We start from the raw sequence: 12,035 nt of genomic DNA, 5'->3' as shown, positions 1-12,035 counted from the left end.
GGAGCTGTGGTGTGTCAGCGGGGTTGCGGGGCGAGTTTCTGGCCTTGCTCCACGGCCCAGGCCACAACCTTGGCCGTGAGGCGATCACTGGCCTGACCAAACCCGGCGACCACCGCTGGCACCTGCACATCGCTCAACGGCTGGCGCTCTTCAAAACGGCGGCTGGCGAGGATGCGCTGGTCATAGCCGCGCACCAGCAACGCATCGACCCGCACCACAACGCCGGCCTGGGTGCCCTGATATTCGGTCTGAAACGCCTGCAAACTGCCGCCCAGTTCCAGATCCGCCTGGAAGTTGCTGTCGTCGGTGCTCAGCAGCGTCACCCGACCATCACGCTGGAATCCATCGAGCAGGCGATTGCGCAGCAGTACCGGCGCCGGATCGCTCCAGCGCGAGCCTTTGTAGCTGCTGATCACATCGCCCTGCGGGATCACGGCAATGCTCGGCCGGTTCAGTGCTTCGCTGGCCTGCAATTTATTCAAGCGCAGCGACCACGACTGCGTCGCCGCCGGGCTGGCCGAGGCGGGCGCTTGCGCAGCGGGCAGGCGGTAGACGTCCGAAGGTTCCGACTTGGGCAAGATCGAGCACGCGCCGATCAGGGTCAGGCCAGCGCCGAGCAGGGCGATTCGAGTCAACTTCATGGGGTGAATTCCTTGTTCTTGTCGCTGCCCAGCAGGTAGCCGCTGGGGTTGGCCTCAAGGCGTTGGGAAATGGCGCGCAGCGAGGTCAGCGTCTCGCGCAGTTCGCGAATCGCCGGGGCCAGGCCGTTGAGGCCCTGCATGCCGTTATCCAGCGAATTCTGGTTTTTGCTGAGCAAGCCGTTGATGGTCACGCTGCTTTGCTCCAGCGACTTCATCGCCTGTTCGGCACTGCCCAAGGCCTGCTTGCCCTGATCGTTAAGCAGGCCGTTGGCGTTGCGCATCAGCAGTGAGGTCTGCTCGAGCATGCTGCCGGCCTGTTTGCCGACGGTCGCCAGTTGCTGCATGGCTTGTTTGATGTCGCCGCGCTGGTCGTTGATGGTGCCGGTGGTCTGTTCCAGATGGGCGAGGGTCTTGCTCACGCGCTCGACGTTTTCCGCGGAGAACATGTGGTTGGCGTTTTGCAGCAGGGCGCTGATGCCGGTCATCAAGTCGCTGCTGTCGTTGAGCAGGCGGGAAATAGGCGAGGGCGAGGCGACCAGAGTTGGCAGCTTGCCGTCATGCCCGCGCAATTTCGGGCTCTCGGGTGTGCCGCCGCTGAGCTGGATGATCGACGTGCCGGTGATGCCGGTCAGTGCCAGTTTGGCCTGGGTGTCTTCCTTGACCGGCGTGTCGCCCGCCAGACGAATCCGCGCCAGCACCCGGCGCGGATCCTGCGGGTCGAGGCGCAGGCTGACCACGTCACCGACCTTGATCCCGCTGTACTGCACCGAACTGCCCTTGGACAGACCGCTGACCGCCTCGTTGAACACCACTTCGTAATCCTTGAACTCGGTGTCGACGCTGGATTTGGCCAGAAACAGGCCGAAGAGCAGGGCGCCGGCCACGACGATCACCGTGAACAGGCCGATCAACACATGATGGGCTCGGGTTTCCATATCAGACCTCGTTGAGCAGTTTGGCGGCGTCCAGCGCCGAGCGGCCGCGCGGGCCGTGGAAGTATTCGTGAATCCACGCGTCGTCGGTTTCCGAGACGTCGTCGATAGGGCCGGCGACCAGCACTTTCTTCTGCGCCAGCACCGCCACGCGATCGGTGATGGTGTACAGCGTGTCGAGGTCGTGGGTCACCAGAAACACGCTCAGACCCAACGCATCACGCAGGGTCAGGATCAATTGATCGAACTGCGCCGCGCCAATCGGATCAAGGCCGGCGGTGGGTTCGTCGAGAAACAGAATGTCCGGATCCAGCGCCAGGGCGCGCGCCAGCGCCGCGCGCTTGATCATGCCGCCGGACAGCGACGCCGGGTATTTGTCCGCCGCCGACAGCGGCAGCCCGGCCAGCGCCAGTTTCACCGCCGCCAGGTGCTCGGCGTCGTGACGGCTGAGGCCGGCGTGTTCGATAAGGGGCAGGGCGACGTTCTCGGTCACGGTCAACGACGAGAACAGCGCGCCCTTCTGGAACAACACACCAAAGCGCCTTTCGATCAGCGAGCGCTCATGCTCGGGCAGATTCGGCAGGTTCTGGCCGAAGACCTTGACCATGCCTTCGCTGGGCCGATTCAGCCCGACGATGCTGCGCAGCAGCACCGATTTACCGGTACCGGAGCCGCCGACCACGGCGAGGATCTCGCCCTTGTACACGTCCAGATCAAGGTTTTCGTGCACGCTCTGCGGGCCGAAGCGATTGCACAGGCCACGGACTTCGATCACCGCCTCCGAGGGCGCGCGGGGTAGACGACTCACCAGCCCATCTCCATGAAAAACAGCGCTGCCACCGCATCGAGCACGATCACCACGAAAATCGACTGGACCACGCTGGAGGTGGTGTGCGCGCCGACCGATTCGGCGCTGCCGCTGACCTTGAAACCTTCCAGGCAACCGATCGCCGCGATCAGGAAGGCGAAGATCGGCGCCTTCACCAGCCCGACCAGAAAATGCTGAATGCCGATGTCCGATTGCAGCAGCGAGAGGAACATCGCCGGCGAGATGTCCAGCGACACCGCACACACCACACCGCCGCCGACGATCCCCGAGAGCATCGCCAGAAACGTCAGCATCGGCAGCGCCACCAGCAGCGCCAGCACGCGCGGCACCACCAGCAATTCGATCGGGTCGAGGCCGAGAGTACGGATCGCGTCGATTTCTTCGTTGGCCTTCATCGAGCCGATCTGTGCGGTAAAAGCACTGGCGGTGCGCCCGGCCATCAGGATCGCCGTGAGCAGCACGCCGAATTCGCGCAGGAACGAGAAGCCGACCAGGTCCACGGTAAAAATCGTCGCGCCGAAACTGGCCAGCACTGTGGCGCCAAGAAACGCCACCACCGCGCCCACCAGAAACGTCAGCAGGGCCACGATCGGCGCGGCGTCGAGGCCGGTTTGCTCGATGTGCGCGATCATCGGCGTGATGCGCCAGCGCTTGGGCCGCAACAGCCCACGGGCGATGACTTCAAGGATCAGGCCGACGAAGCCGAGCAGTTGCATCGTGTCGGTCCAGACCTTGTCCACCGCGCGGCCAATGCGCGTCAGCAGTTGCACGCTGACGCTGATTTCCGGCTCCTTGATCGGCACGCAGAAATCGCTCAGCGAGCAGTACACGGTTTGCAGCAAGGCGCGGTCGGCAGTTGAAAGGGTGCAATCGGGGTGTTCGGCGGTTTTACCCAAGCGCTCGGAACCGAGCAGCTCGACCAGCAACGAGGCGCCGGCGGTGTCGAGGGCACCGAGGCCGTTCAGATCGATGGAAGTGTTGGCATCGTACTGGCCGCGGAGCTTTTCGCTCAGGTGCTTGAGCGCGGTGTAGTGGGCGAGCGTCCAGTCGCCGCTGACGCGCAGGCGGGCAGGGCTGAACGCGGTGTCCAGGTGGGCACTGCCGGGGGTTGGGCTGCTGGTCATAAGCTCCGTGCTTGTACGGCCGTTACGAGATCCTACGTAATAGCACGAACCGGATTACTTTTCTTTGGCCGGTGTGCTGTCGGTGATTGCGAAACGCAGCACGCCGATCAACTGCCCGTCCTCGGTCAACACCCGCACCTGCCATTTGCCCGCCGGGTTGCCGGGGAAGTTCTGCTTGTGCGTCCACGCCCGGTAGCCTTCCTTGCGCCCGCCATGGATGTCGAGGGCGATGCGGTCGACCTCTTTGCCGTTGAAGGTCCACACGTGATAAATCCGCTCATCGAGGCCGCGCGGCGCGTTGATTGCGGTGTAGGCGTAGAGCCCGCCGCTGCGGATCTGCTCGGCGCTGACGGTTTCGAGGCTGGCGCCGGGGGTGCGATCCTGCAGCTGCGTGCTGATCGCCACGTCGGTCATCCACAGCGTTGCCGGCGGCACCCACGAACGCAGCGCCCAACCGACGCCGCCGATGCCGACTGTGATGAACAGAATCGCCAGGGCATTGCGCACCGTGCGGATCGGGAAGATCGATGCCAGGCTCGGGAACGACAGCAGCACGGCAATCCCCAGCGCCCATTTGAAACTCTGCGCGGTGGTCAGGTGCATGATCACCGGCAGCGCGGTGAGCAGGGCGGCGAACAGGGTCAGGGTGTGCAGCGCGAGAAACGCCCAGCGCCGTGGCGCCAGCCATTTGTAGTACAGCGGATCGACGATAGAGATCAGTGCAGCAACGCTGAGCAGCCCCGTGAAGACAAACTGGCCGCTGTTCCACGTGGTGGTGATGAAGAAGAATGGCAGAACGAAAAACAGGCTTTCCTGATGGATCATCTGCGTCGCGTAGCGCAGCAGCGGCTGGGGAATCTCGCGCTTGAAAATCCGTGTGAACAGCCCGGTCAGGGTGTTTTCCAGCATCAGCCAGATCCAGCTGAGCAGCATGATCACCGTGATCCAGCTGGCCAGCCCCTGTTGGCGATCGACGAGGATGAAACTGCCGACCCCGGAAATGAAACCACCCGCCGCGATCAACCCGGGGTAGCGCTTCATCAGCTCGAGAAGGCGCTGGATAAGGAGGGTCAGTTTTGGCATTTTGGCGGTTCACGACGATATGGGGAAAATCCCGGAAAGGTTAACGCCGCATGACCCCTGTGGCGAGGGGATTTATCCCCGATCGGCGGCGCAGCCGTCGTAGATCCTGCAAGCGAATTTTGTCTGGCTATACCGAGCTGCCCTTATTGGGGCTGCTGCGCAGCCCATCGGGGATAAATCCCCTCGCCACAAGTGCTCACTCATCACAGGGTTAATGGCTTCCGGCAATTTTGTGGCGGCGATGCAGGCGCCAGCCGATCACGATCAGCAGCAACAACCCGATTCCACCAGCGACCAGCCACAACACCTGATCATCACTGATCAAAGGCTTCTCGATCCGGATATACCCCGGCTGCAGCAACAGCTCGCGCATCGCCTTGTTCGCCGCTTCCAGCGTCACCCCTTGCAACTCCCGCGCGGGATTGGCAAAGCGGCCATCCTGATAGTCGGCCAGCGCGCTCCAGTAATAGTCTGCCAGCGCGCTGTTGCCCTGCACGGCCCAGGCCTGGTGGGCGATGGCGGCTTGTTTGATGCGGGCGAAGGTGCTCGGGTCGAGGCCGTTTTTCAGCAGGTCGGCTTTGAGGTCATCGAGTACCTGGATGGCTTCGTCGACGTCATCGCGATCCAGGTCCGCGTTGAGGCTCATGAAGCCGACACCGCCGAATACTTCACGCTCGGCCCACGGCCCGTACGACAAGCCGTGGTTGAGGCGAATCTGCCGGTACAGCGCCCAGTCGAGATAATCCTTGAGAATGTCGAACGTCTGGTCGTACTGATCGTCGAGCACCGGTTCCGGCACCAGCCAGTGCAGCTTGGCGCTGTCGCCAATGAAGCCACGGGTGAGGGTGCGCTCATGGGCGGCGCTGGTGCGGATGTCCGGCAGCGCCCGGTGTTCGCTCGGCTCGACCGGCTCCAGCTCACCCCAGGTACGCTCGAGATAGGCTGGCAGCAGTTTGTCGAGTTCGCCGACAACGATCAGGGTCATGTTGTTCGGCGCGTACCAGGCCTTGCGCACCGTCTCCAATTGTTCCTGGGTCAGATGGCCGACTTCGGCACGCTGCGGGCATTTCAGTCCCAGCTCGACAGCCAGTTGATTGCTCGCGGTATGACCGAGGTCCTGACGGTCGAGGAAACGTTGCAGCCTGGTGTAATGCCCGCCGTCCTCACGCTCGACCACCCGTTTCGCCGCGTTGATTGCGTTGTCGTCAATGCGTGTCTGGGTCAGCAGCGCGAGCAGCAGGTCAAGCACCTTGCGCTGGTTTTTCGCCGGGGCTTCGATGACGAACGTGGTGTCGGCGTTGCTGGTGAACGCATTCCAGTCCCCGCCCAGCGCCTGCATGCGTTCTTCCAGACCGCCTTCGCCGGTGGCGTCGATACCGCTGAACAGCAGGTGTTCGAGCAAATGCGGCAGCTCTTTTTCGTCGCAATCGAAGTCATCGAGGCCAACGCCGACCACCAGCCGGATCGCCACATGCCCACGCTCGGTGCCGGGCTTGAGCATCAGTTGCAAACCGTTGGGCAGCGCATAGCCTTCGACCTGAAAGCGATCCAGGGCAAAGGCGGGCAGGGAACCGAGCAACAGACAGGCGAACAACAGGCAACGCATAACAGGCTTCCATACGGCTGATTTGGAGATCCGTGTCGTCAGTCAGGCCCCATCGCTGGCAAGCCAGCTCCCACAAGGATCTGCGGCGCTCACGAAACCCTGTGGGAGCTGGCTTGCCAGCGATGACGGTCTCAAGGCTGAACCACTGTAACTGACTGACCCCAGCCTCAGACGTTCAAGGCGAATGCGTAATGTCGGCCATGTCATCCACCGCCAGCGCGCCGGTGTCCGCCGTTTCCAGCACGACATAGGCGCTGCTGCAGAACAACGAATTGAGCCGTTTCATGTCGGCGATCAACTCCAGATGCAGCGAGCTGGTCTCAAGGCTCTGCACGATCTTGCGTTGCAAACGGCTGACATGCGCATGGGCCAGACGCCGTTCCTGCGCACGAAAGCGGCGTTTCTCCCGCAACAACTGCCGCGCGCTTTCGCGGTCGCCGCTGAGAAACACCGACAGGCCCAGGCGCAGGTTGGCGATCAGTTGCTGTTGCAGCCCGGCAAGATCTTCCAGGCCTTCTTCGGAAAACGAACGGCGCTGCGAAGTCTTCTGCTGCTGAATCTTGCGCAGCATGCGCTCGATCAGGTCGGCGGCGAGTTTGAGGTTGATCGCCAGTTCGATGATCTCGGCCCAGCGCCGACTGTCGTGCTCGCCGAGATCCTCGCGGGGCATCTGCGCCAGATACAGCTTGATCGCGCTGTACAGGGCCTCGACGTCGTCGGTCAGGCGGCGCATTTCCTGAGTGACGGCAGTCTGCTTGCCGCGCAGCACATCAAGGGAGGCATCGAGCATGTTGTCGAGCAGATCGCCCATGCGCAGGGTTTCCCGCGCGGCGTTGGCCAGCGCCAGGCTCGGCGTGACCAGCGCGGTCGGGTCGAGATGGCGCGGCTTGGCGGTGCCGTTGACCTCCGGCCGCTCCGGCAACAGCCAAGCACAGAGCCGCGCCATCGGCCCGACGCTGGGCAGCAGGATCAGGCAGCGCGCGGTGTTGTAGAGCAGGTGGAAGCCGATGACCATTTCCTGCGGGCTGAAATCAAGGCTGTCGATCCAGTGCACCAGCGGGTCGAGCACCGGGATGATCAGCAGCAAACCGATCAATTTGTACAACAGACTGCCCAGCGCAACCTGGCGGCCGGCGGCGTTCTGCATGCTGGTGCTCATGAAGGCAAGGATGCCGCTGCCGATGTTGGCGCCGATCACCAGACCGATCGCCACCGGCAGGCTGATCACCGCAGCACCGGCCAATGTAGCGGTGAGCAGCACGGCGGCGAGGCTGGAGTAGGAAATCATCGCGAACAGCGCGCCGACCAGGGCGTCGAGAAGAATGTCGCCGGTCAGCGAGGCGAAAATCACTTTCACCCCTTGCGCATGAGTGATCGGCGCAGCGGCCTCGACGATCAATTGCAGGGCGAGAATGATCAGCCCGAGACCAATCGACACCCGGCCCATCTGCCCGAGCCGCGTCTGTTTGCGCGACAGAAAGAAAATCACCCCGAGGAAGATCAGCAGCGGCGACAGCCACGACAGATCGAGGGTCAGCACCCGCGCCATCAAAGCGGTACCGACATCGGCGCCCAGCATGGTCGCCAGCGCCGGGGTCAGCGCCATCAGGCCCTGACCGACAAACGAAGTGACCAGCATCGCCGTGGCGTTGCTGCTCTGCACCATGGCAGTGACGAGAATACCGGCGATGAACGCCAGCCATTTCTTCGACATGTTCTGGCCGATGACATGTCGCAGATTGGTGCCGTAAACCCGCAGGATGCCGGTTCGGACGATGTGCGTGCCCCAGATCAACAGGGCGACGGCGGACAACAGATTGAGCAGGGTGAGCATGCAGACCCCCTGTAGTAGCAGCGCCCCAGAGGGGCAAGTGGACGGCACCGCGCGGTTTCTACGTTCTTGATACTTAAGCTGTAGTTGGCGAACGGTCTCGGCGCCAGCATTGCACAGCTAAAGCGTGGATTGAAACAAAAGTGTCATCAAAACAAATGCATCCACTCACCGAATCCGACACGTTTCCCCTCTGTTGCCCAAAACAACTGTGGGAGCGAGCCTGCTCGCGAAAGCGGTGGGCCAGCCAACATTGTTGTCGACTGGCACTCCATCTTCGCGAGCAGGCTCGCTCCCACAGGGGTGTAGCGTGCTGCCGGGACTACCGGATTATTGGCCCGGCACATCCTTGCGCAGTTTCACCGGATCCTGTTGCTGTCTCTTCTTGGCCATCGCGCCGCGCAGTTTGATGTTGATCGCTTCCACCGCCAGCGAGAACGCCATGGCGAAGTAGACGTAGCCTTTTGGCACGTGCACGTCGAACGATTCGGCGATCAGCACGGTACCGACCACCAGCAGGAAGGACAGGGCGAGCATTTTCAGCGACGGGTGCTTGTCGATGAATTCGCTGATCTTGCCCGACGCCAGCATCATCACCAGCACTGCCACGACGATCGCCGCGACCATGACCGGAACGTGGGAGACCATGCCGACCGCAGTGATCACCGAGTCCAGCGAGAAGACGATATCGATGATCGCGATCTGGATGATGGTGTAGAGGAAGTTGCCGCCCTTGCCCGATGGCGCGTCGTCGCTTTCGTCTTCGCCTTCCAGCGCGTGGTACATCTCCTGCGAACTCTTCCACAACAGGAACAGGCCACCGAAGAACAGGATCAGGTCGCGACCGGAGATGCCCTGGCCGAACACTTCGAAAAGATCGGCAGTGAGGCGCATGACCCAGGTGATCGACAGCAGCAACAGGATCCGGGTGACCATGGCCAGGCCAAGACCGAAGATCCGCGTGCGCTGCTGCATGTGTTTGGGCATGCGGCTGACCAGGATCGAAATCATGATGATGTTATCGATACCGAGGACGATTTCCAGGGCGGTCAGGGTAAAGAAGGCAACCCAGATTTCGGGGTTGGTCAGCCAATCCATGTGTATTCCTTTGAGCAATTGTTGAACCGGAAAAGGTCCGGGCTTCAAACCGCGAAGCCGGACCCGTAACGGTGAGTCTTGGGCTTATAGAGTGCTGAACATCGGGAAAGTCCCCAACAGCAGTGCAGCAATCAGAATGCAGATACACACCAGGATCGCCCATTTCAGGGTGAAACGCTGGTGATCACCGAAATCGATGCCGGCCAGCGCCACCAACAGATAGGTCGACGGCACCAACGGGCTCAGCAAGTGGACGGGCTGGCCGACGATCGAGGCACGGGCCATTTCCACCGCAGTGATCCCATAGTGGCTGGCCGCTTCGGTCAGCACCGGCAATACACCGTAATAGAACGCATCGTTGGACATGAAGAAGGTGAACGGCATGCTCACCAGTGCCGTGATCACCGCCAGGTACGGGCCGAGGAAATCCGGAATCACCGCCAATAGGCTCTTCGACATCGCATCGACCATGCCGGTGCCCGACAGGATACCGGTGAAGATACCCGCCGCAAAGATCAGCCCGACCACTGCCAGCACGCTGCCGGAATGCGCCGCGACACGATCTTTCTGCATTTGCAGGCATGGGTAGTTGACGATCATGGCGATACTGAACGCCACCATGAACAGCACCGGCAGCGGCAACAGACCGCCGATCAGCGTGCACATCAGGCCGAAAGTCAGTGCGGCGTTGAACCAGATCAGCTTCGGACGGCGTGCGTCAGGGAATTGCGAGACGCTGATTTCACTGTGATCGATCTCATCGCCGACCAGGTGCAGTTCACCGAGGCGGGCACGCTCACGCTTGCCGTAGAAGTAGGCAATCACGAGGATCGCCACGACACCGGCGGCCATGGCCGGGATCATCGGTACGAAAATGTCCGACGGGTCGACATGCAGGGCACTCGCCGCGCGGGCGGTCGGGCCGCCCCACGGGGTCATGTTCATCACGCCACCGGCGAGGATGATCAGACCGGCCATGATCCGCGGGCTCATGCCGATGCGGCTGTACAGCGGCAGCATGGCGGCCACACAGATCATGTAAGTGGTCGCGCCGTCACCATCGAGGGAAACGACGAGCGCCAGAACGGCGGTACCGACCGAAACTTTCAGCGGGTCGCCCTTGACCAGTTTGAGGATCTTGCGCACGGCCGGGTCGAACAGGCCGGAGTCGATCATCAAGGCGAAATACAGAATGGCGAACATCAACATCACGCCGGTCGGCGCCAGTTTGGTGATGCCTTCAAGCATCATCGGGCCGATCTTCGGCGCGAAACCACCGAACAGCGCGAACAGGATCGGGATGATGATCAGGGCGATCAGCGCGGACAGGCGCTTGGTCATGATCAGGAACATGAACGTGATGACCATGGCGAAGCCAAGGAAAGTCAGCATGGGAATACTCCAGGCGTAGCGCGGCTAATGGAATGAGCGGATCGGGCGGGATCAGCGCAGAACGGGAGGCGCGAGGCGTACGGGCGGAGTGGACAGCAGGAAACGGGAGAAACGGCGAGTTGCAGAAGACATCAGAATCACCATTGTTGTTGTTAATTGGGCCGGGCCTGTGGAAAAAACACAGGGCTTGGGCCAACCGGTCTGTTGCCGGGAGTGGGGCGATCCTAATCGGGGAAGCTTTCAGCTACCTTTCGGGCGCGAAAGCGATCAATGAATGATCAACCGGCGGTCGGATGCAACGACAGCCAATGAATACGGGGTTGGTAGCGATGCGGATAAACGGACAGTCAGCGCTGGCTGGCAGTCTGGACATATCCGTTATCAGTTCAGCGTCAGCATCTGGTTAAAAAATCGACAGATTCAGCGGCCGCACCGCGCCCATCCAGATCGCGTGTTCGGTGTGGTCGAGCAAGTCATCGCCCGTGTCCGGATGCAGGAACACCACCAGGCCTTTGCGGTTGAGCGCCAGCCATGGCAGCACCTCGCCAATCAGCTCGGGACCGAAAGCCAATTGGCAGCTCCAGTCGGGATGGGGACCCACCGGGCGTTCGTGCACGCGGCCCATTTTCAGCGCAAACAACTGCGCGGCCTGTTCGCACAAGGCCCGCGCCTGGTCGATGGTTTGCGCGTCGAAATAGACATGGGCGTGATAGCCCTTGATCCCTTGCATCGTGTCGCCTCTCAATCGATTCGAACCCTTGGCTGTTTCCACCGTCACAGGTCATATAGGACAACTATAAGGAAAACAGCCATGAAAAATGCCGAGACCCCAGTGGTCAAAGTGGTGCTTTATGGTGCCATGGCCAGCTTGGGCGGTGCATTGATGGCTGAATTGCTGCGTCGCCAACACGAAGTCATCGCCATTCTCGACGATCTCACCGCACTGGCGCCGCGTCCGGGGTTGCGCACCAAAACCGGCGATCTGTTCGATGCCGAGCGGGTCAATCAGAGCGTCGCCGGCAGCTCGGCGGTGATCTGCCTGCTGGACGCTCCGGGGTTGCCGTTCAGCAGCGACCACGTTGAGCGCTCGGTGACGCTGGGGCCGGTGGAACAAGTGCTGGCAGTCGACGCGCTGGTCGAAGGTTTGCAACTGGCCAGCGTGCCGCGCCTGTTTCTGGTCGGCAACTTCGGTGTGCTCGACGAGCCTGACAATGACGAGCGTCTGCAACGTCACGCTGCCGAAGAAATCCTCGAGGCGGTACAAAGCAGCTCACTGCGCTGGACCTTGGTCAATGCGCCGCATGGCGTGGCCGGGTTGACCATCGAGCACTTCAGTCAGGTCGGCGGCAATCTCGAACCGGGACTGGCCGAACCGCTGGAGCGATTGAACCGTGTCGCGGTGGGCATCGCCGATGAGCTGCGGTTGAACCTGCATGTGGGGCAGCATGTGAATTTTGTGGCGGCTTCTGATTCGTAAAAGATCGGACGATCTTTTGCTC

General features: G+C 61.8%; 11 protein-coding genes. 1 reads left to right on the top strand and 10 read right to left on the bottom strand.

Annotation, left to right across the window (positions count from 1 at the left end; genetic code table 11):
- Window positions 1-14: 14 nt before the first annotated feature.
- From V8J63_RS02750 to V8J63_RS02705, 10 genes are all read right to left on the bottom strand, one after another.
- Window positions 15-641, bottom strand: a complete 627-nt coding sequence (locus V8J63_RS02750; protein WP_123441936.1) for an ABC-type transport auxiliary lipoprotein family protein — start codon at window positions 639-641, stop codon at window positions 15-17.
- Window positions 638-1,576 carry an MlaD family protein gene (locus V8J63_RS02745; RefSeq protein ID WP_016772359.1) on the bottom strand — a complete coding sequence of 313 codons (939 nt, stop codon included), beginning with the start codon at window positions 1,574-1,576 and terminating at the stop codon, window positions 638-640. The genes V8J63_RS02750 and V8J63_RS02745 overlap by 4 nt, the downstream gene beginning before the upstream one ends.
- Window position 1,577: 1 nt before the next feature.
- On the bottom strand, window positions 1,578-2,381 hold the full coding sequence (locus V8J63_RS02740) for an ABC transporter ATP-binding protein (RefSeq protein ID WP_130888801.1): 804 nt from the start codon (window positions 2,379-2,381) through the stop codon (window positions 1,578-1,580).
- Window positions 2,378-3,526: an ABC transporter permease gene (locus V8J63_RS02735; protein WP_125927316.1), complete on the bottom strand. Its 1,149-nt coding sequence runs from the start codon at window positions 3,524-3,526 to the stop codon at window positions 2,378-2,380. The genes V8J63_RS02740 and V8J63_RS02735 overlap by 4 nt, the downstream gene beginning before the upstream one ends.
- A gap of 54 nt (window positions 3,527-3,580) precedes the next feature.
- Window positions 3,581-4,609 carry a DUF5924 family protein gene (locus V8J63_RS02730; RefSeq protein WP_122705410.1) on the bottom strand — a complete coding sequence of 343 codons (1,029 nt, stop codon included), beginning with the start codon at window positions 4,607-4,609 and terminating at the stop codon, window positions 3,581-3,583.
- Window positions 4,610-4,820: 211 nt separating this feature from the next.
- A complete protein-coding gene (locus V8J63_RS02725; RefSeq protein WP_130903176.1) occupies window positions 4,821-6,215 on the bottom strand; it encodes a M16 family metallopeptidase in 1,395 nt (464 codons plus the stop codon).
- Window positions 6,216-6,390: 175 nt separating this feature from the next.
- Window positions 6,391-8,049, bottom strand: coding sequence for a Na/Pi cotransporter family protein (locus V8J63_RS02720; RefSeq protein ID WP_122612878.1), 1,659 nt, complete (start codon window positions 8,047-8,049; stop codon window positions 6,391-6,393).
- A gap of 327 nt (window positions 8,050-8,376) precedes the next feature.
- Window positions 8,377-9,144 carry a TerC family protein gene (locus V8J63_RS02715; protein ID WP_122698793.1) on the bottom strand — a complete coding sequence of 256 codons (768 nt, stop codon included), beginning with the start codon at window positions 9,142-9,144 and terminating at the stop codon, window positions 8,377-8,379.
- 84 nt (window positions 9,145-9,228) lie between these two features.
- Entirely contained in the window at window positions 9,229-10,536 is a 1,308-nt protein-coding gene (locus V8J63_RS02710) for a CitMHS family transporter (protein ID WP_073470799.1), read from the bottom strand.
- Window positions 10,537-10,939: 403 nt separating this feature from the next.
- A complete protein-coding gene (locus tag V8J63_RS02705) occupies window positions 10,940-11,266 on the bottom strand; it encodes a DOPA 4,5-dioxygenase family protein (protein WP_125917001.1) in 327 nt (108 codons plus the stop codon).
- A gap of 81 nt (window positions 11,267-11,347) precedes the next feature.
- Between V8J63_RS02705 and V8J63_RS02700 the strand changes: the two genes are divergently transcribed.
- The gene (locus V8J63_RS02700; protein WP_041476500.1) at window positions 11,348-12,013 is read left to right on the top strand and encodes an NAD(P)-dependent oxidoreductase; all 666 of its coding nucleotides are present in this window, start codon (window positions 11,348-11,350) and stop codon (window positions 12,011-12,013) included.
- The last annotated feature ends 22 nt before the right edge of the window (window positions 12,014-12,035 follow it).

The organism is Pseudomonas sp. CCNWLW23 (assembly GCF_037095675.1).
GTDB lineage: Bacteria > Pseudomonadota > Gammaproteobacteria > Pseudomonadales > Pseudomonadaceae > Aquipseudomonas > Aquipseudomonas atacamensis.
Note: the sequence above shows the minus strand (reverse complement) of the source record. Positions and strands in the feature narration are given on the sequence as shown.

What these genes read in the sequence shown, in the direction of transcription:
- V8J63_RS02750 (WP_123441936.1), bottom strand. Translation starts at nt 641, where the DNA reads ATGAAGTTGACTCGAATCGCCCTGCTCGGCGCTGGCCTGACCCTGATC.
- V8J63_RS02745 (WP_016772359.1), bottom strand. Translation starts at nt 1,576, where the DNA reads ATGGAAACCCGAGCCCATCATGTGTTGATCGGCCTGTTCACGGTGATC.
- V8J63_RS02735 (WP_125927316.1), bottom strand. Translation starts at nt 3,526, where the DNA reads ATGACCAGCAGCCCAACCCCCGGCAGTGCCCACCTGGACACCGCGTTC.
- V8J63_RS02730 (WP_122705410.1), bottom strand. Translation starts at nt 4,609, where the DNA reads ATGCCAAAACTGACCCTCCTTATCCAGCGCCTTCTCGAGCTGATGAAG.
- V8J63_RS02725 (WP_130903176.1), bottom strand. Translation starts at nt 6,215, where the DNA reads ATGCGTTGCCTGTTGTTCGCCTGTCTGTTGCTCGGTTCCCTGCCCGCC.
- V8J63_RS02720 (WP_122612878.1), bottom strand. Translation starts at nt 8,049, where the DNA reads ATGCTCACCCTGCTCAATCTGTTGTCCGCCGTCGCCCTGTTGATCTGG.
- V8J63_RS02715 (WP_122698793.1), bottom strand. Translation starts at nt 9,144, where the DNA reads ATGGATTGGCTGACCAACCCCGAAATCTGGGTTGCCTTCTTTACCCTG.
- V8J63_RS02710 (WP_073470799.1), bottom strand. Translation starts at nt 10,536, where the DNA reads ATGCTGACTTTCCTTGGCTTCGCCATGGTCATCACGTTCATGTTCCTG.
- V8J63_RS02705 (WP_125917001.1), bottom strand. Translation starts at nt 11,266, where the DNA reads ATGCAAGGGATCAAGGGCTATCACGCCCATGTCTATTTCGACGCGCAA.
- V8J63_RS02700 (WP_041476500.1), top strand. Translation starts at nt 11,348, where the DNA reads ATGAAAAATGCCGAGACCCCAGTGGTCAAAGTGGTGCTTTATGGTGCC.